The sequence below is a fragment of the Roseibium sp. LAB1 genome (genome assembly GCF_054658235.1).
Genome location: NZ_BAAGIB010000002.1, coordinates 323,401 through 341,829 on the forward strand (window position 1 = coordinate 323,401; position 18,429 = coordinate 341,829).

Sequence of the window (18,429 nt, forward strand, 5' to 3'; positions counted from 1 at the left end):
GAAGATCATGAAAATAGCCTTCACAGCCCCGATGAAACCGCTGGATCATCCGGTGCCCTCCGGTGACCGGACCATGGGACGGCTAATCGTGAAGGCTCTGGAAAGTCTGGGGCATGAGGTGACGATTGCCAGCCAGTTCCGGTCCTGGCGCAAGGATGGCAGCAAGGAAATCCAGTCCCAGGTGCGCGGTGAAGCGCTGGCGGAAGCCGACCGGATTGCCGCAGCCTGGCAGCAATCGGGTTACCAGCCGGATCTGTTCCTGACCTATCATCTCTATCACAAGGCACCTGACTGGATCGGCCCTGCCCTCGCCGACCGGTTCGACCTCCCCTATGCCATTGTCGAAGCCAGCCGCGCGCCGAAACGGCAACTGGGCAACTGGTCATTCGGCTTTGCCGCCGCAGACGACGCCTTGATGCGTGCCGACGCCGTTGCCGCGATCCACAACGCCGATGCCGAATGCCTTGCGAAGGTCGTTCCCCATCGCTGCCTGTCGGTGCTCCTGCCGTTTCTGGATGCCGACCCCTTCCTTGCCGCCGCGACCCACGCCAAGCCTCTGGCTGCGCCACCGCTGAAACTGCTCGCCGTCGGCATGATGCGCGAGGGCGACAAGCAGCGCTCCTTCGAAGTGCTTGCCGAAGCACTGGCAGGCCTTCGAGACCTGCCCTGGCAACTGACGATCGTCGGCGACGGCCCGATGCGCGATCATGTGCTCGGACCTTTTCCAGCCGAGCGGATTACCTGGCTCGGAGCCCTTGCAGGAGACGATCTGCCAGCGCAATACGCGCGGCACGATCTGCTCGTGTGGCCCGCGATCCGAGAAGCCTTCGGCCTCGTTTTGCTGGAAGCTCAGGCGGCCGGCGTCGGGGTAATCGCCGGTGACACCTTCGGGGTTCCCGATATTGTCCGTGATGGTGAAACCGGATTGCTGTCGCCTGAGGGAGATGCGTCTGCCCTCGCCGCCAACCTGCGCCGCACGATGCAGGAACCGGCTCTTGTGGACAGGCTGGGCCTGGCGGCCCGCCATCACATCCAGCATTTTCATACCCTTCCGGCAGGTGCGGCCCGGTTGGAAGCCCTTGCTGAAAAAGCCGTGCGGAACCATCGGAGCCGCCGGGAAACGAGAGACGCATGAGCTTCAAGGCCCTCATCCATGTGCAGCATCTGCTTGGGACAGGTCACGTCGTGCGCGCCGCGGCCATCGGCAAGGCACTGGCCGCTGATGGCGTCGACGTGACGCTTGCCAGCGGCAACAGCATCCCCCCGACGCTCGACACCGGACCGCTGAAGGTCGTGGAACTGCCAGCCTGCAAAAGCCCGGATGCCACCTTCAAGCGCCTTGTGACTTTGGACAATGAAGTTATTGACGATGCATGGAAAATCGAACGCGTTAAAGCATCGATTCAAGTTCTTGAAGCCGACGAATACGACCTGCTTCTGACAGAGACATATCCATTCGGCCGCCGCCAGCTTGACTTCGAACTGTCCCCCCTACTCGACGCCGCCAAGGCACGGTCCAGGGCGCCTCTGGTCGCCACTTCCATTCGCGACATCCTGGTGCGCAAGAAGCAGCTCTGGAAGGAGCGCTGGATGGCGGACCAGGCGCTGAAATATTACGACAGGATCCTGATCCACTCAGATCCGGACTTCATCCGCCTTGCAGACAGTTTTCCCTTTGCCGAAGAGGTCGACCATCTGGTTCGCTACACCGGCTACGTCGGCGGAGATCCCCGGCCTGTCGTGGAAGGCTCCGACGGCGAGGACGAGGTGGTCATTTCCTGTGGCGGCGGCGCCGTGGCCGAAAGCCTGCTGTCGGCAGCCCTGGAAGCAAAGCCGCTGTCGCGCCGTGCGGAGGACACGCAGTGGCGGGTGCTGATCGGCCACGACATTTCCGACGATGCCTTTGCCATTTACCGGCAAAGCGCCGTGGACGGGGTGATCGTGGAGCGGGCCCGGCGGGACTTTCCGGACCTTCTGAAACGGGCGCGCCTTTCCGTCAGCCAGGCGGGATACAATACCGTGCTCGACATTCTCCAGGCCGGTGTACCAGCCGTCTTCGTGCCCTTTGCCCAGATCAATGAGACCGAGCAAACACAACGTGCGGAAGCGCTTGCCGGACATGGACGGGCGATTGTCACGCCAGAAGCAAATCTGACGCCTGAGCGGCTTGCCGCCGCCATAGACGATGCGCTCGCCCTTCCCCGCAGCAAGCACACTGTCCGCCTTGGCGGTGCTGAGGAAAGCGCACGCATCCTGCTTCAAGACCTGAAAGACCGGATGACATGACCACTGATCCGCAGCGCTTCCGGCAAGAGCTCAAAGATCATCTCGACTGGTTTGCCGAGCGCGGCCGCAAGGTGAGGTTCTGGTGGCGTGACGACGACGCCATCGAGCCGACGCCTGCCCTTGAGCGTATGCTGTCTCTTGCCAACGACCACAAGGTCGATCTGGCTTTCGCGGTCATTCCGAAGAACGCAACGAAAGCCCTTGCCAACCGGATGGCAGACGAACCTCATGCGCTGGTGCTGCAGCATGGCTGGCAGCACAAGAACTTCCAGAGAAAGGATCTCGGTGAAAAGGCGGCCGAGCTTGGCTCCCGACGGGATCCGGACCAATTGATGGCTGAGCTCAGTGAGGGACATGACCGGCTTCAGGAGCTCTTCGGCGAAAAGTTCGTGAAGGCCATGGTACCGCCCTGGAACCGGATCGATCCTGAAATCTCGCGCCGCCTGCCCGGCATCGGCCTGTCGGGTCTTTCAACATTCACCTGGCACAATTTCCCGCGGGCGCATCAGCTCCAGTCGCACGTTGACATCCTGAAATGGAAAAAGCAGGTGCGCTTCATCGGCTGGGAAAGCGCGCGCCTGCGCTTCGACCTGCAGCTGGCCCGAAGGCGCAACACCGGCGCCGAGCCGGTTGGTCTCCTGACGCACCATCTGGTCCACGACGACGGTTGCTTCGAGTTTCTTGAGGTGTTTCTGGAAATTGCCGCCCATCACGACGGCGCGGAATGGCCGGAGGTGAAGAGCCTTTTCGCCGAGAACGGCTGCTGGCCGTTCGGATAAGACTTCACGTGTTCCTCCGAAAGCAATGCGATCAAGGCATGAAAGACACGCTCTACATTCTTTCCCCCGGCTTCGAGGATCCCGCCTATCCGGGCAAGTCCTTCTACTGCTGGCATTGTGCGCTGATGGAAGGCGTACTTGCCTCGTTTCCGGAGCTTGCACACCGGCTTGACGTTCGCCGCATTGCCTGGCCGAAACCGCGCAGGGAAGTTGCAGACTTGCTGGGGGAAGACAATCAATCCCTGCCTGTGCTGGTGCTCGCCGAAGGCGGCTTCATCAACGACAAGGACGCGATCCTCACCGCCCTTACCGAGCGCCACGGCTTTCCCCATCCTCATCCCTGACAGGCAAACATCAGACCAATTTACCGTCTTCGTCTATTCCGCAGCTTCCAGTCTTTCAGGCTTCAGGACGGCGGCATATTGCTTGCGCAACAGCGCGAGTTTCGGGTCGATATAGGTCTTGCAAAACGGACGCTCCGGGCCCTTGGCGTAATAGTTCCGGAACTGCTCATCCGACGGCTTGAATTCGGCAAGCGTCATCACACTGGTGACAAGCGGTTCGTCGAATTCGTGCTGCAGGGCGCGCAGAATGCGACCGACCTTCACTCCCGTCCCTGCGTCATAGACATAGACCGCACTGCGGTACTTGCCGCGCATCTTGTGGCGCGACGTGCTGGAATGGGTGCGCAGATGGATCTCGAGCAGGACGTCCGGCGGCAGTGCCACCGGATCAAAGGTGACAACCACCGCCTCGGACCAGGCGTCTTCAGGCGGATCGGAGCGGATGAAGCCCTGTTCCACGTTCGAAATGCCCGCAATTGCCTGAAAGACGGCTTCGGTGCACCAATGGCATCCACCGCCCAGTCCGATTTTCACCTCGGCCTCCAATGTCATGATCGATGCTCCCAGTGTGCCGTCAGGCGTTTCGATTGCAAAATGGCTTGGCGGAGATTCCCCCAGACGAGATCTTATGCCGTCAATTGACAGGAGACGCACAACAGAAGATTGTGAGGCATGATCTATCGCGCGACCCTACATCTAACCATGGTGCATATCGTCGTTCCCGCAGGGGACGCGAAGGGATCGCTATTGGCTGAATTCTAGCCGGATCACATCGCAACCCTGCTTCGAGAAGCAGGGTTTTGCCAGATGCCTGCTCTCTCGATCGCATCAATGAGAGCAACATGAGCAATTCAGACATCCCACCAGAGTTTGTGCCGGTATCCATGGCCGACAACTGGCCAGAAGGCCTGATCATTCGTGCCGAAAGACCGGAGGATGTGGACGGATTGACCATCCTTCAGGGCCTGCCGAAGTTTCGGGCGGGCACCTTGCGCCTGCCCTATCCACGGCGCAAGGACGTCGAGGCGCGGGTGAGCCAGTCCTCACCGGACAAGGTTTCACTCGTCGGCATCCTTGATGGGAACCTGGTCGCAAGTGCGGGGATTGCCCGTTTTGCCGGCCGGCGCGGCCATGCAGCCAGTCTGGGTATGGGGGTCCATGACGACTATACCGGACGCGGGATCGGCCGGGCGATGCTGGGTGAACTGATCGAGATTGCCGACAACTGGATGAACATCCGCCGGCTGGAACTGACGGTCTTCGCCGACAACGCCCCAGCAGTCTGGCTCTATCAGAAGCTGGGTTTCGAAATAGAGGGCACCCTGCGAGACTTTGCCTTCCGGTCCGGAGCATTTGTCGATGCTTACGCGATGGCGCGGCTCAGGGTTTGATGAGAGGCAATTGCTTCGGGTCTTTTCCTTGTCGTCCCGGTTTGCCGCACAAGCGGCAAGACCGGGACCCGGTATTCGCAATCCTCGTCCGAAATTCGCGGCGAGCTCAGCAGGTGACGGGATCCCGGCCTGCGCTGGGATGACAAGCTACTACGCTTGAAGTCGGAGCGAACCAAGCGGTTCATCCCGCCATCTTAGGCCGCGTCCTTTTTCTCCGCCGCCTTCGGATTGGCCGCGAAGTCGATGGCAGCCTTCAGGACCTTAAGATCACCGATCTGGTTCGCAAGGATCAGGATCAGCCGGGCATTCATGCAGTTGGCGTCCTCATCGCTCATATGGCGCTGGCTGGAAACCAGATACTCATAAAAACCGTCCGGATCCGGCAGATTGCGTGTCAGGTTCAAGGGCATGGCTCATGCGCCTCCCATCGCGGTTTTCAAGGCGGTTTCCACCTTGTTGTCGTTGAAATAGCGCCAGCGGGCGGCAACATGCTGATCCGGGCGGATCAGGTAAACCGTGCCGGGGGCAGCGTCATAACGGGCGGAAAGTGTGCCGTCCTTGTCCTGAATGTCCTTGCCGACACGCAGCACACGGGCCTTGACGTTGCCGGCAGTTACATCCGTCGCAGCTTCATCGCCGAAGACAAGCAGGGTGAACCCGTCGCCGATCTGGTTGAGGAACCAGGCTGCCTCACCGTTCACACTTACCGGTGCGTCGGCACAACAGGTACCTGGGGTCATTTTTCCGGCGAAACTGGATTCGTCCGCCGTATTGAGCGGGCTTTCCACATAAGGTGTCGGGGCCGACAGACGTCCGGAATTCACCAACGGCTTGGCAAAATCGGTGACTTCGGACAGATCCAGGACGGCATCGCGGAACCTCCGGGAGGCTTCGCTTTTCGGTGTGATGAAGTCGGTGGACCGGGTCGAATTCAAGAGATTGTCGTCTGCCGCAAAGGCTCGCTCCGTGTGGTAGCTGTCAATCAGGCTTTCGGGTGCGTTGCCGTCCAGCACCAGTTTCAGCTTCCAGCCCAGATTGTCGATGTCCTGCACACCGGTATTTGCACCGCGCGCACCAAAGGGTGACACCTGATGGGCGGCATCGCCTGCAAACAGCACCCGGCCATAGCGGAACTTGTCGATCCGGCGGCAAGCAAACTGATAGACCGAGGCCCATTCGAGCTCGAACTCCTTGTCTTCGCCGAGCATGGCCTTGACGCGCGGAATGATGTTTTCCGGCTTCTTCTCCTCTTCCGGATCCGCCTCCCAGCCGAGCTGGAAATCCAGCCGCCAGACATCATCGCACTGCTTGTGCAGAAGGGCCGACTGGCCGCGGTGGAACGGTGGATCGAACCAGAACCAGCGTTCGGTCGGGAAATCCGCCTTCATGATGATATCGGCAATCAGGAACCGGTCCTGGAAGAACTGGCCGGAAAAACCGGCACCGACCATCTTGCGCGTGTCGGAGTTGGCTCCGTCGCAGGCAACCACCCAGTCGGCTTCCATCTTGAAGACACCGTCCGGTGTCTCGACGGTTAGAACCGCGTGGTCGTCACCCTGTTGCAGGTTCAGGAGCTTGTGCTTCCAGCGCAGGTCAATGAGGTTCGATTTCTCCGCCTCTTCCACCATGTATTCCTCCAGGTAATATTGCTGGAGGTTGATGAAGGCCGGGATCTTGTGTCCGTCTTCGGGCAGAAGGTCGAAGGTGTAGGCAAGGTCGTCGCGGAAGAAGACCTTGCCGATCTTCCACTCGATGCCCTTGTCGATCATGCGCGTGGCGCAGCCGAGCCTGTCCCAGATCTCCAGCGGGCGCTTGGCATAACAGACCGCGCGGGAGCCGATGGAAACGGTGTTGTTGTCGTCCAGAACGACGGTCGGAATGCCCCGCTGGGCAAAATCAAGCGCGGCTGTCAGCCCGATCGGACCAGCTCCGATCACCACTACCTTGTGGCGCTTGACCGTACCGGCCTGCTGCTCCTCCGATTGCCGGTAGCTGTATTGCGGATATTGATAGGTCTGAAACATCGGGCTCTCCTCCCAGATCCGCCAATGCGGCATCAATCGAACGGCATTTTCCGCAGTGGCGGCATGTGTCTTCCTCACACATGGGCCAGCTCTTTTGCGTGCAGCCATTCGGCGTGTTTCGGTGCGCGTTTGGTCTTCGACCATTCCTCGAGCATCTGCCACTTGACCTCGTCCAGACGGGCCAGAAGCTGGTCTTCTTCCGGATCCGGACAGGCCAGCTCGACGCGGTGGCCATTCGGGTCGAAGAAATAGATCGAATGAAAGATCGAATGGTCGGTGACGCCCAGAACCTCGACGCCATTCTTTTCCAGGTGGTCCCTGAAGGCGATCAGCTCATCCCGGTCCTTCACCTTGAAGGCGATATGCTGCACCCAGCGCGGCGTGTTCGGGTCAAAACCCATTTCGGGCTTGGTCGGCAGTTCGAAAAACGCCAGAACGTTGCCGTTTCCTGCATCCAGGAAGACATGCATGTAGGGGTCGGGATCGTGGGTGGAGGGCACATGATCTTCGGCGATTGCCAGAACAAAATCCATGTTCAGCATCTTGCCGTACCATTCCACGGTTTCCTTGGCGTCCTTACAACGATAGGCGACGTGATGCATCTGCTCGATCTTCATGGGACCGCTCCTCCAAATTAGTTACATATGTAACCATATAGACGCCCAACCAACGCGCCTTGATCTAAGTCAAATTGGTTACATTCGTAACTAATTTCAGCTTTCCGGAAGTCGTGGTCCTTGTGCGGGAGGCAGGGCTTCGAATTCACAGGTGATCCAGAATTCCAGCCCACCAATCCGTGTTTGAATTGACAGTGCGCAGGGCGCGTTCTCATATGAGACACCCGCGACATCAGGAGCTGTTCATGTCCGCTCACGACCACGATCATTCCCACGATCACGACCATTCCGAACTGAGCGAGATCGAGCTGCGTGTGCGCGCGCTGGAAACACTGTTGACGGAAAAGGGCTATGTCGATCCCCCTGCCCTGGACGAACTGATCGAGACCTACGAAACCAAGATCGGCCCGAAGAACGGGGCCTGCGTGGTTGCCAGGGCCTGGACCGACCCGGACTACCGGGAACGATTGCTTAAAGATGCGACGGCCGCGATTGCCGAATTCGGTTTCACCGGCCGGCAGGGCGAGCACATGGTGGCGGTCGAGAACACCGATCAGATCCACAACATGGTGGTCTGCACGCTATGCTCCTGTTACCCGTGGACAGTGCTGGGCCTGCCGCCTGTGTGGTACAAATCCGCACCCTATCGTTCCAGAGCCGTGCGCGACCCCCGCGGTGTTCTGGATGAGTTCGGCGTGAAACTGCCCGAAGGCACCGAAATCCGCGTCTGGGACTCGACAGCCGAAATCCGCTATCTCGTGATCCCCCAACGCCCCGCAGGAACGCAGGGGTGGAGCGAGGAACGTTTGGCCGATCTCGTTACCCGCAACAGCATGATCGGCACCGGGCTCGCGCGCGATCCTTCCGATCTGGAGGACGCAGCATGAATGGCGCCCAGGACCTTGGCGGACAGATGGGCTTCGGCCCCATCGAACTGGAAGAAAACGAACCCAACTTCCATGCCAAATGGGAAGAGCGCGCCTTTGCCGTGACTTTGGCCATGGGCGCAACCGGCTCCTGGACACTGGATGCCTCGCGCTTTGCCCGCGAATCCTTGCCGCAAGTTACCTACCTGACCTCCAGCTATTACGAGATCTGGACCAGGGGGCTTGAAAAACTTGTGCTCTCCAACGGCCTGGTCACGGAAGAGGAACTGAAGGAAGGCCGGATGCTTGAAGCCGCCAAGCCGGTCAAGCGCGTGCTCTTGGCGGATGCCGTTGCCGGGGTCCTGGCCAAGGGAGCCCCGGTCGACCGTGAGGAGCATCAGCCGGCCCGTTTTCGCATCGGAGACCGGGTTCACACTCGGCGCATGAACCCTGAGCGTCACACGCGCTTGCCCCGCTATGCGCGCGATGCCGAGGGCACTATCGAAGCCATTCACGGTGTTCATGTGTTTCCGGATACCAACGCCCATGGCAAAGGCGAACAGCCTGCCTGGCTTTACGGCGTCCTTTTCAAGGGCACTGACATCTGGGGACCGGACAGCGATCCCAAGCTTTCCCTGCGCATCGATCTCTGGGAGCCCTATCTTGACCTTGCCCGATAAGTTTCTGTCCACGCCGCGCCTGCCGCTCGACAAGGACGGCGGACCGGTATTCAGTGCTCCCTGGGAAGCCAGGATATTCGCAATGACGGTGAAAGCGCATGAAGCCGGTGTGTTTACCTGGAGCGAATGGGCTGAGACCCTGGGAGCCGAGCTTGCCAGGGACGGGGACGGGGACGGCGACGGCAGCGGCGAGACGGAAAGCTATTACGACCGCTGGCTGGCGGCCTTCGAAAGACTGCTTACAGCCAAGAACGTTGCCACTGTCGGACAGCTTGCAGACCTGCGCAAGGCCTGGGACGCCGCCGCCAGGGCCACCCCGCACGGCGAGCCAATCGTTCTTCAGAATTCCTGAGAGGAATCATGCGCCTGTTGCTGCCACCGCCGGTCGTCGTCGGTATCGGGCTTCTGCTGCTCTATGCAGGAGCCAAACAGGTTCCGGCACTGTCCGTCACCTTTCCCGGACAGGCTGCGCTCGCTGTGCTGTTGCTGATTGCCGGACTGACGATTGGTGGACATGCGCTGTTTCGGTTCGTCAAAGCGAAGACAACTTTCAATCCGACGACACCGCAAAAAGCCAACAGGCTGGTCACCAGCGGTTTTTATAGGGTTTCGCGCAATCCGATGTATGTCGCAGACGTTCTGCTGCTGCTTGCGTTCGGTATCTATCTCGGCACAGCCTCGATCTTCGCCGTCGTGCCGGGCTTCGTCTGGTTCCTCACCGAATTCCAGATCAAGCCGGAGGAGGAGCATCTGACCCGTCTGTTCGGGCAGGAGTACCTCGACTATCAGGCGCGCGTTCACCGCTGGATCTGATCCTGCTGACCAGGCTCAATTGCCGAGATAAAGGCCGCTTTTTTCCTTGAAGGCATCGGCGGCGAAGCGAAGGAACGTCCTTACCCTGGCGACGTTCTTCAGGTCCGGATGGGTCAGGATCCAGATATCGAAGTAACGGGTCGGCTCTACACCCGGCAGGCGGATCAGCTCCGGGTCCGGATCTCCCAGGAAGCAGGGCAAACGGCCTATGCCCATGCCGGCCCGGACAGCCGCGTGCATGGTGATCATGTCGTCGGTGACGGTTGCGACCTCGCCATTGGGGTAGCGGTCGCGCATTTCTTTCGGCACCTTGTTGCCCCACCATTTGAAGGCGATGAACGGCACAGCCTGCGATGTCGCCGTTTCGAGCGCGGCTTCCCGAAACCGGCGGGCAAAGTCTCGTGAAACGTAAAAACAGCGGTTCTGTCCGGTGGCAAGACGACCGAACAGGCTTTCATCGGGCTTGTCGGTGACACGCACCGCGATATCGGCTTCGCGCCGGTGCAGGCTCAGGATTTCGTTGGCCGCATTCATGGTGACGTCGATGCCCGGGTGCCGTTCCTTGAAACGGGCGACGATTTCCGCCAGCTGCACCTGGAAAATGAGTTGCGCCGCCGTTACGCGCAGCGGGCCTTCCAGCTCCGCATCCTTGGAGGCAATGCGCATATCCAGCGCAAGCACCTCCATTTCCATCCGGCGTGCTGCCTCCACGGCCTCTTCACCGGCCGTGGTCGGCGTGAACCCTTCGGGAAGACGGTCGAACAGACGGGTGCCGATCTCCTCTTCCAGAGCCGACAGCCTCCGCGACACTGTGGAATGCGTTACACCAAGGCTGCGGGCGGCCTTTGTCAGGCTGCCGGCATTGGCGATGGCGAGCACGAATTTGAGATCATCCCAGCTATACATGGCCTGCGCATTTTTGCACAGTTTGATTCCAAATTTGAAGAATTTTTCGCACCCCGACGCTGCGATAGGGTTTCGACATCTCAAGCAAAGGAGACTATGAGATGTCCATTCAGGCCCTTGCCATGATAACGGTGACAGACCGGGAAGCACTCGGTGCCTACCGCGAAAAAGCTGCAGACGCTCTCGCCCGCCATGGCGGAAGCGTCATTGCCGCGGATCCCGAACCGCTGGTTCTGGAAGCCGCCATCGACGCACCGAATATGATTGCCCTGCTGTCGTTCCCCAATCCGGACGCTGCCAAAGCCTGGCACCGCGACCCGGACCTTGCCGATGTACATGCGCTTCGGAACAAGGGCGGCAAGTCGACGATTGTCGTGCTTCCGGGTTGAAACGCCCCTCGGAGCCCCCTCCTCCGGAGGTGGATCTTCGGGTATTCTCGAGGGATCGGTAGCTGCTCCCGGAGCAAGTGGCCTATCCTTCGAAACAACGCTCCGCGCTTCCTCAAGATGAGGAAGCGCGGGTGCGTTTGTTATGTTCCGTGTTGGTTGCCGGGTCGCCAGCCGTTACCGTACCGGCTTCACCAGCCGCATGCGCCAGGTGACGCCTTTCTTGTCGGAGACGAGACGGTAGTCGTCGAGGACTTCCCACTTGCTCTCGTCGTCGGTCGCTTCCCAGAGCTTGTTGATCAGCTTGTTGGCACCCGACTCCGGCTTTTTTGGTGAATACATGGAGAGCGCGATCACACCGTTATCCTTCAGGAACGGAACGTAGCGGGCAACAACAGCAGCCGGATCTTCAGCGAAGTGCAGAACCTCGTTGAAGACGATGGCCGAGAAAGTTTCCCCGTCCTGTGCCTCGAACGTGTGCATGTCGCCTGCCCGCAGGCTGGCAATTGCCGGGTCGACATTGGCGATCTGCAGCGAGGCTGGGGAAAGATCCATGCCGACGTAGCGCTTTACGCCCATGGGTTGCAGGCGCTCATAAAGCAGGCCTTCGCCGCAGCCGATGTCGAGAACCTCGTCCATCGAACCGGTCAGGTTCAGCCACATGCCGATGATGCCATAGCGGCCGCTTTCAGGCAGCGAGCGCAGGAAGGCCCAGCGACCGGCTTCATATTCCTCGTCCCAGCCTGCGGCGGTGGTGGCATTCTTCGACATTGTGACTTCCTAACAGCAAGGCGGGCCAGTGCGGCCCGCCGGTTCTTCAGATTTCAGATGCATCACTTATAGGGATCTGCTGCGTCGCGCAAACCGTCGCCCAGGAAATTGAACGCCAATACCACGATGATGATCGGCAGCACGGGAGCCATCAGCCAGGGGTAGACAGTGACCACCGAAATATTCTGCGCCTCGTTCAGAAGAACACCCCAGGAAACGGCTGGCCGGCGCAGGCCGAGGTTCAGGTAGGACAGTGCCGTTTCGCCAAGTATCATGGACGGAATCGACAGGGTTGCAGAGGCAATGATGTGGCTGGTGAAGCCGGGCAGCAGATGCCGCGTGATCACCCGCTGCGGTTTGGCCCCCATCAGCACGGCCGCCTTCGCATATTCCTCTTCCCGAAGGGACAGCAGCTTGGACCGCACCGCGCGCGCAAGCCCCGGCCAGTCGAGCAATCCCAGGATGATCGTCAGGCCGAAATAGATCCAGACCGGGCTCCAGGTGACAGGCAGCGCCGCGGACAGCGCCATCCATAGCGGCAGTTCGGGCAGCGAACGCAGGATCTCGATGGCACGCTGGATGATACTGTCGATCCAGCCACCGAAATAACCGGCAATACCCCCGAAAAAGAGCCCGAGGACGATCGAAATGGCGACGCCGATCAGACCGACAGTGAGCGACAGCCGGGCCCCGTAGACAAGGCCCGAGAACTGGTCGCGGCCGAGACGGTCGGTGCCGAACAGGAACATCGTGCCGCCTTCCGCCGGACAGACAAGATGGAAGGATGCCTCCCAAAGCCCCCAGAACTCATACTTGGCACCGCTGCAGAAGAAGCGGAGTGGCTGGACATTGTTGGGATCGTCCTTGAACACCCATTGCAGGGTTTCCATGTCGATTTCAGAGGTCATGCCGTAGACGAAGGGGCCGACCAACTTGCCGTCATGAAACAGGTGGATCGGCTGCGGCGGTGCATAAAGATGCATGCTGTCGCGATTGTTGGCGCCATAAGGTGCGATCACCTCTGCAAAGGGTACGCACATATAGAACAGGATCAGGATCACGCCCGACCAGACCGCGATCTTGTGACGCTTGAATTTCCACCACATGATCTTCCATTGGGAAGCCTGGTAGAAACGTTCCTGTTCGGCGGTCATTTCCTCCGTGACAGCCGGGTTGAACGGTGTCGGATCGACGTAGTGCTCAACCTCGCGCACCGGCGTGTTCTTCACGTCCATGCTCATGAGGAAGCCCTCCCGCCAAGGCGGATGCGCGGATCGAGCACCGCCAGCAGAAGATCGGAGATCAGCATTCCGATCAGGGTCAGAACGGCAACGAAGAGAAGAATGAATCCGGAGAGGAACTGGTCCTGGGATTGAAGCGCGGCCACAAGAACCGGGCCGACAGTCGGAAGGCTCATCACGACAGACACAATCACCGAGCCGGAGACGAGCGAGGGGATCAGGTTTCCGATATCGGCGATAAACGGGTTGATGGCCATGCGCAGGGGATATTTCACCAGAAGCTGGTTTTCCTTTAGCCCCTTGGCCCGCCCGGTGGTGACATATTGCTTGTGCAGCTCGTCAAGAAGGTTGGCACGCAGACGCCTGATCATGGCCGCCGTACCGGAGGTACCGATCACGATGGTCGGCACGATCAGATGCGCAAGCACCGACATCGCCTTGTCGAAGCTCCAGGGCTGGTCGATATACTGCGGATCCATCAGGCCACCGACCGACAGGCCGAACCAGCGATTGAAGAAATAGAGCAGGATAAGCGCGAGCAGGAAATTGGGCGTGGCCAGACCGAAATAGCCCAGGAAGGTGAAGCCGTAGTCCCCCCAGGAGTATTGCCGTGTCGCGGAGAAAATGCCGATGGGGAACGAAACGACGTAAACGAACAGGATCGTTGCGAAGTTGAGAACCACGGTCAGGGGCAGTGTCGGCCCAATGACCTGCTCAACCGGCTTGTCGAACTCGAATGACCACCCCCAGTTCCCCTGGATCAGACCGTCAAAACCGTGAGGCCCCGGCCAGAGACCGACCCAGACGAGGTAGCGTTCCATGAAAGGTCTGTCGAGGGAGAATTCCTTTCGCAGGAACTCCAGCTTGGCGACCGACGAGCTTTCACCGGAAGATTTCAGGGCAGCAATCTGGTTGGAAATATAATCACCGGACGGCAGCTCGATGATGAAGAATGTCAGCAAACTGATCACCAGCAAGGTGGGACCCATCATCAAAATTCGTCGGACAATATAATAGAGCACCTAAACTCCCCTCAGCCCCGGCACTTTGCGCAGATCAGGCCTGATTTCTGCACTTAAGGTCATTTTCAATTTCGATAGTATGACGTTTTTCAAGCAAGAGTCAGTCCCTGGGAAAACGTCTGGCGGACCGGACCGGATCAAATCGGCCCGTCGCCTGTGTTGCGTCCGGTCCCGATGATTTCCCGGACCGACCGAGATGACCGGCAGGCATTGGACCGCTCCGGACAACATCACGCCCTGACTGATGAAATCAACCGGTCCGGCTGATTTTGTGAACCAGCCGGACCGGAAGACCGAACGCCGGTCGGGCTTATTTGGCGATGTAGAATTCATCCATGCGGTGAATTCCGAAATGAGCCCCCGGATCCCAACCGTAGATGCCTTCCAGCGGTACGTTTTCGACATCCTTGATCACCACCGGCTGCCGCACCCCGGAAACAAGACCGATATGGATGGTTTCATCGGCATGGATCTGGAGCATTTCTTCCCAGATAGCGGTGCGTTCTTCCGGTGTCCTGGAGCTCAACCATGCGGTATAGAGTTCCATCAAGCGCTCGGCCGGCGCCCAGTCGGGCTTCTCGCCGCCCTCACCCTGGGTTTCGTAGTAGTCACCCCATTTATGCCAGACCAATGCGTCGCCGCGTACCGGCGCATAGTCTTCCGGCGGCATTTCGGAGGTCGGGATACCGTTCTCGAACCCCCACCAGACGGACATCAGCAAGTCACCGGTGATCGCGCGTTCGCGCATGTTGTCGCGCTGGCTTGGCTTGGCAAAGAGATCGACGCCGATCTCCTTCCACATCTCCTTGACCAGTTCCAGGGCATCGTCCTGTACCTGTTCTTCACCTGCGGTCTCCACAATGATTTCCAGCGGGCGGCCATCGGACATCAACCGGATTCCCTTCCCGTTGCGTTCGGTCAGGCCGATTTCGTCCAGTAGTGCGTTTGCCTGGTCCGGATCGTAATCCGCCCATTTGGTGGTGAATTCGGCCTTGTAAAGCGGGCTGGACGCCAGAACCGTATCGTTGCCCGGCGTGCCCAGGCCAAAAAACAGGACCCGGTTGAGCAGGTTGCGGTCGATCCCGAGCGACAGCGCATGCCGGAACTTCGTGTTGCGCATCAGTTCGCGCCAGACCGGGTCCTTCACTGTCAGGTTCGGCAGGATAGAGATTTCCGCCCCTTTCGTGTTGGACCAGAGCGCGGTCACGTAGCCGTTGTCCTTCTCGCCCTTCTTCAGAACGGTGATGTCGGAAAAGTTGAGGTTGCGCGCCTGCAGGTTGCTTTCGCCTGCCTGTGCCTTGGCCGGGATCAGCTTGCCGTCGGCAACCGTCATAATGACTTCATCGACATAAGGCAGCTGCTGACCGGTGCTGTCCACCCGGTGATAGTAGGGATTGCGTTCCAGAACAAAGCGCAGGTCGCTGTCGTCCCGATGGCGCACCCAGGGCTGCAGCGACGGCATGTCGACATTCTGCGCGTTGTACATGTCGTCTTTTTTGTTGTGCAGCGGCGCCCAATTCCGCGCCTTTACCTTTTCAGCTTCCTTGGCGATGACATCCGGATCGCCGTATTTCTCGTGGAACTGTTTCAGGTAGTGGGCCGGACGATAGATGAACGGCGGACGGGACTTTGCCAGTTCCGGCAGGAACAGCGGGTTCGGGGAATCCCAGGTAAAGCGGACGGTGGTCTCGTCCAGAACCTCGAACTTCGGTCCCTTGCCGTTGGCCAGCAGGAAGGGCGGCAGGCCGGAGGGAGTCAGGCTTTCATTGCTGACGATGTCCTCGAAATAATAGCGGAAGTCCTCGGCTCCGAAGGGATGACCGTCGGACCATTTGTGGCCGGCTCGCGTGTGAAGCGTGAAAATGCGGCCGTCCTCGACATCGACATTCGCCAGGATATCGGGAACGAGTTCCAGTTTTTCGTTGTAGCCGACAAGACGGGCATAACCCCACACGTTGATCAGACGGACATCCTTGGCCCGGCCAATCAATGTGTCGATCTTGCCGCCTGGCGTGCCGACAGTGCGGCCCATGGCTTCAAGGTCCACGATCAGCGGCTCGGAAGGGACCCGTTCGGCGACCGGTGGCAGAGATGGATCCAGGCCCGGTGTTTCCTTCAGCTCGAGCGCGGCCAGGGGCCCCGCCACCAGAGCTGCGGTCAGGAAAAGACCGGCTCTCATTGAATTCAGAAAGTTCATGCTGCAGTCCCCTCAAGCGCCCCGGCATTCTTCAGGCCAGGTGCGCAGACAAAGTGATCCGGTTCCATTTCCACCAGCAACGGCTCCTGGCCATCGATCAATCGGAAAGGTTCCGGCCAAGATTGCGGCTCCGATGCCCTGTTGGCATCAAGGGCGGCAAAATCCAGCGGCGCTGACAGATCCGGCTCGGGTACGGCCGAAAGCAGCGCTTTCGTATACGGGTGGAGCGGATTTCCAACGACGGTGCGCGTTTCGCCCATCTCCACCAGACGACCACGGCACATGACCGCGATCCGGTCGGCGACATAGTCGACCACAGCCAGGTTATGACTGACAAAGAGATAGGTCAGGTTCAGGTCGCGCTTGAGATCCTGAAGCAGGTTCAGGATCTGCGCCTGCACCGAGACGTCCAGCGCCGAGGTCGGCTCGTCGCACAAAAGGAATTCCGGGTTCAGGGCCAATGCCCTGGCAATTCCGATGCGCTGGCGCTGACCACCGGAAAACGAATGCGGATAGCGGCGCAGAAACCGCGGATCAAGCCCGACCAAGTTCATGAGATTGCGTGCCCGTTCCGCCCGCTCCTGGGGTGTGCCGATGCCGTGCACTTCCAGGGGCTCCATCAGCGTGTCGTTGATGGTCATGCGTGGATTGAGTGACGAGAACGGGTCCTGGAAAATCAGCTGCACACGGCGACGGTAATCCATCAGCTCCGCACCCTTGAGCTTGGAAATGTCCTCAAGGCCCTTGCCGCGATTGTAGAGGACGCTCCCTCCCTCGATGCCGATTGCCCTCAGGATCGCCTTTGCGGCGGTGGTCTTGCCGGAACCGGATTCTCCCACGAGACCGAGGCACTCGCCACGGCGGATTGTCAGATTGATGTCGTCAAGCGCGGTCATTGTCTTGACCTTGCCGCCAAGGAAAGACCCCTTGCGCAGGGTAAACCGCTTGGTGACGTTACGCATTTCGACCAAGGGGTCACCCGGCTTGACGTCGCAATGCGGCCGGTTGGCCGTCAGTTGCTCCGAGCGAACCTTGATGGGTCGGATCGGCACCAGCCGCTCGTCACGGTCCATGTGGAAGCTTGGAACGGCGTTGAGCAGCGCTTTCAGGTAGTCGTGCCTGGGATCGGAGAAGAGCTGCTGCGCTGTCCCCTTTTCCATGATGCGGCCGTGATAGATCACCGCGATTTCGTCGGCCATGTTGGCGACCACACCGAAATCATGCGTGATCATCAGAACGGACATGCGCAGCTCGGCCTGAACTTCGCGAATGAGTTTCAGGATTTCCGCCTGAATGGTCACGTCCAGCGCGGTGGTCGGTTCGTCTGCGATCAGCAGTGCGGGGCGGCAGATCATTGCCATGGCGATCATCGCACGCTGGCGCAGACCGCCGGAAAGCTCAAACGGATAGGTATCGAGCGCACGCTCCGGATCGGGAAACTGCACCAGACTCAGCATGGTCTTGGTGAGTTCGCGGGCCTCGGAGCTCGAAACGTTGCGGTGAAGAAGCGCGGCTTCGCCGATCTGATCGCCAATGGTGTGCAGCGGCGAGAGCGATGTCATCGGTTCCTGGAAGATGATCGCAACCCTGTTGCCGCGCAGGTGCCGCATCTGCGGTCCCTTGCGCTCCAGCGCCGCAATATCGACAGGCGGCTCGGCGCCGGTCGGATCTGCCAGGATCACTTTCCCGGATGAAATGGATGCGGCCTGGGGCAGAAGACCCATGATCGTCTGCGATATGACCGTCTTGCCCGACCCGGATTCGCCCACCAGCGCAACCGTCCGGTTTTCGGGCACGACAAAGGACACATCGTCGACCGCCCGGACCTGACCTTCCGCCGTATTAAAATCAACCGTCAGTCCCTCAATCGAGAGAACATTCACCGCGCATTTCCTCCCAGGCAAGGATTGTCTGACAGAGGCTTACTAAGCCCTCATTGCATTTGAAAGACAACCAAATTCGCCAGTGGATAGCAATGCAGGATTCAGGAAACCAAACTGTGATGTTCGTCACAGTTTGCAAGAGCAGACCGGTCCCGACGTTCGATTAACGGGAGCATTGGGATGTTAAACAGCACTTGTCGGGAGAGCTCGAATTCACTTTTTC

20 protein-coding genes are annotated in these 18,429 nt (G+C 59.6%); 10 read left to right on the forward strand and 10 right to left on the reverse strand.

The annotated features are described in order from the left end of the window. Positions 1-7: 7 nt before the first annotated feature. Genes ACYQ54_RS11485 through ACYQ54_RS11500 form a run of 4 tightly spaced genes read left to right on the forward strand, consistent with a single transcriptional unit; the run spans position 8 to position 3,409 of the window. Positions 8-1,135 (forward strand): glycosyltransferase family 4 protein, encoded by a 1,128-nt coding sequence (locus ACYQ54_RS11485; RefSeq protein WP_460082268.1) that lies wholly within the window; start codon positions 8-10, stop codon positions 1,133-1,135. Further along, positions 1,132-2,286 carry a glycosyltransferase family protein gene (locus tag ACYQ54_RS11490; RefSeq protein WP_460082270.1) on the forward strand — a complete coding sequence of 385 codons (1,155 nt, stop codon included), beginning with the start codon at positions 1,132-1,134 and terminating at the stop codon, positions 2,284-2,286. Before ACYQ54_RS11485 ends, ACYQ54_RS11490 begins: the two co-directional genes overlap by 4 nt. Then, the gene (locus ACYQ54_RS11495; RefSeq protein WP_460082272.1) at positions 2,283-3,065 is read left to right on the forward strand and encodes a polysaccharide deacetylase family protein; all 783 of its coding nucleotides are present in this window, start codon (positions 2,283-2,285) and stop codon (positions 3,063-3,065) included. Before ACYQ54_RS11490 ends, ACYQ54_RS11495 begins: the two co-directional genes overlap by 4 nt. 38 nt (positions 3,066-3,103) lie before the next feature. After that, the gene (locus ACYQ54_RS11500; protein ID WP_460082274.1) at positions 3,104-3,409 is read left to right on the forward strand and encodes a DUF3088 domain-containing protein; all 306 of its coding nucleotides are present in this window, start codon (positions 3,104-3,106) and stop codon (positions 3,407-3,409) included. 33 nt (positions 3,410-3,442) lie between these two features. Here the strand turns inward: ACYQ54_RS11500 and ACYQ54_RS11505 are convergent, their stop codons facing one another. Further along, complete coding sequence (locus tag ACYQ54_RS11505; protein WP_460082277.1) at positions 3,443-3,961, reverse strand: peptide-methionine (S)-S-oxide reductase; 519 nt, start codon at positions 3,959-3,961, stop codon at positions 3,443-3,445. 290 nt (positions 3,962-4,251) lie between these two features. On the opposite strand from ACYQ54_RS11505, the gene ACYQ54_RS11510 reads away from it, so the two are divergent. Further along, positions 4,252-4,800, forward strand: coding sequence for a GNAT family N-acetyltransferase (locus ACYQ54_RS11510; RefSeq protein WP_460082280.1), 549 nt, complete (start codon positions 4,252-4,254; stop codon positions 4,798-4,800). 194 nt (positions 4,801-4,994) lie between these two features. On the opposite strand, the gene ACYQ54_RS11515 is transcribed toward ACYQ54_RS11510, so the two are convergent. The 3 genes from ACYQ54_RS11515 to ACYQ54_RS11525 all read right to left on the reverse strand — a co-directional run bounded on the left by ACYQ54_RS11515 (position 4,995) and on the right by ACYQ54_RS11525 (position 7,441). Next, positions 4,995-5,210, reverse strand: a complete 216-nt coding sequence (locus ACYQ54_RS11515; protein WP_460082283.1) for a DUF2783 domain-containing protein — start codon at positions 5,208-5,210, stop codon at positions 4,995-4,997. Between the two features lie 3 nt (positions 5,211-5,213). Continuing rightward, complete coding sequence (locus ACYQ54_RS11520; RefSeq protein WP_460082286.1) at positions 5,214-6,824, reverse strand: FAD-dependent oxidoreductase; 1,611 nt, start codon at positions 6,822-6,824, stop codon at positions 5,214-5,216. Between the two features lie 74 nt (positions 6,825-6,898). Continuing rightward, positions 6,899-7,441 (reverse strand): VOC family protein, encoded by a 543-nt coding sequence (locus ACYQ54_RS11525; RefSeq protein WP_460082289.1) that lies wholly within the window; start codon positions 7,439-7,441, stop codon positions 6,899-6,901. A 245-nt stretch (positions 7,442-7,686) separates the two neighbouring features. Between ACYQ54_RS11525 and nthA the strand changes: the two genes are divergently transcribed. Genes nthA through ACYQ54_RS11545 form a run of 4 tightly spaced genes read left to right on the forward strand, consistent with a single transcriptional unit; the run spans position 7,687 to position 9,800 of the window. Next, positions 7,687-8,328, forward strand: coding sequence for a nitrile hydratase subunit alpha (gene nthA, locus ACYQ54_RS11530; RefSeq protein ID WP_460082291.1), 642 nt, complete (start codon positions 7,687-7,689; stop codon positions 8,326-8,328). Then, positions 8,325-8,987: a nitrile hydratase subunit beta gene (gene nthB / locus ACYQ54_RS11535; RefSeq protein ID WP_460082293.1), complete on the forward strand. Its 663-nt coding sequence runs from the start codon at positions 8,325-8,327 to the stop codon at positions 8,985-8,987. Before nthA ends, nthB begins: the two co-directional genes overlap by 4 nt. Beyond that, positions 8,971-9,339 (forward strand): nitrile hydratase accessory protein, encoded by a 369-nt coding sequence (locus ACYQ54_RS11540; protein WP_460082296.1) that lies wholly within the window; start codon positions 8,971-8,973, stop codon positions 9,337-9,339. Before nthB ends, ACYQ54_RS11540 begins: the two co-directional genes overlap by 17 nt. Before the next feature lie 8 nt (positions 9,340-9,347). After that, positions 9,348-9,800, forward strand: a complete 453-nt coding sequence (locus ACYQ54_RS11545) for a methyltransferase family protein (RefSeq protein ID WP_460082298.1) — start codon at positions 9,348-9,350, stop codon at positions 9,798-9,800. 15 nt (positions 9,801-9,815) lie between these two features. Here ACYQ54_RS11545 and ACYQ54_RS11550 read toward each other — a convergent pair whose 3' ends face one another. Beyond that, positions 9,816-10,706, reverse strand: coding sequence for a LysR family transcriptional regulator (locus tag ACYQ54_RS11550; RefSeq protein ID WP_460082300.1), 891 nt, complete (start codon positions 10,704-10,706; stop codon positions 9,816-9,818). Between the two features lie 101 nt (positions 10,707-10,807). Here ACYQ54_RS11550 and ACYQ54_RS11555 point away from each other — a divergent pair, with 101 nt between their 5' ends. Next, positions 10,808-11,095: a DUF1330 domain-containing protein gene (locus ACYQ54_RS11555; RefSeq protein WP_460082301.1), complete on the forward strand. Its 288-nt coding sequence runs from the start codon at positions 10,808-10,810 to the stop codon at positions 11,093-11,095. Positions 11,096-11,269: 174 nt separating this feature from the next. On the opposite strand, the gene ACYQ54_RS11560 is transcribed toward ACYQ54_RS11555, so the two are convergent. The 5 genes from ACYQ54_RS11560 to ACYQ54_RS11580 form a co-directional block, all read right to left on the reverse strand. After that, a complete protein-coding gene (locus tag ACYQ54_RS11560) occupies positions 11,270-11,863 on the reverse strand; it encodes a class I SAM-dependent methyltransferase (RefSeq protein WP_460082303.1) in 594 nt (197 codons plus the stop codon). Between the two features lie 62 nt (positions 11,864-11,925). Continuing rightward, complete coding sequence (locus tag ACYQ54_RS11565; RefSeq protein ID WP_460082306.1) at positions 11,926-13,104, reverse strand: ABC transporter permease; 1,179 nt, start codon at positions 13,102-13,104, stop codon at positions 11,926-11,928. Next, a complete protein-coding gene (locus ACYQ54_RS11570; protein WP_460082309.1) occupies positions 13,101-14,126 on the reverse strand; it encodes an ABC transporter permease in 1,026 nt (341 codons plus the stop codon). Before ACYQ54_RS11570 ends, ACYQ54_RS11565 begins: the two co-directional genes overlap by 4 nt. Positions 14,127-14,436: 310 nt before the next feature. After that, positions 14,437-16,323, reverse strand: a complete 1,887-nt coding sequence (locus ACYQ54_RS11575) for an ABC transporter substrate-binding protein (RefSeq protein WP_460082311.1) — start codon at positions 16,321-16,323, stop codon at positions 14,437-14,439. Further along, positions 16,320-18,206 carry an ABC transporter ATP-binding protein gene (locus tag ACYQ54_RS11580; RefSeq protein ID WP_460082313.1) on the reverse strand — a complete coding sequence of 629 codons (1,887 nt, stop codon included), beginning with the start codon at positions 18,204-18,206 and terminating at the stop codon, positions 16,320-16,322. The genes ACYQ54_RS11575 and ACYQ54_RS11580 overlap by 4 nt, the downstream gene beginning before the upstream one ends. Positions 18,207-18,429: the final 223 nt, after the last annotated feature.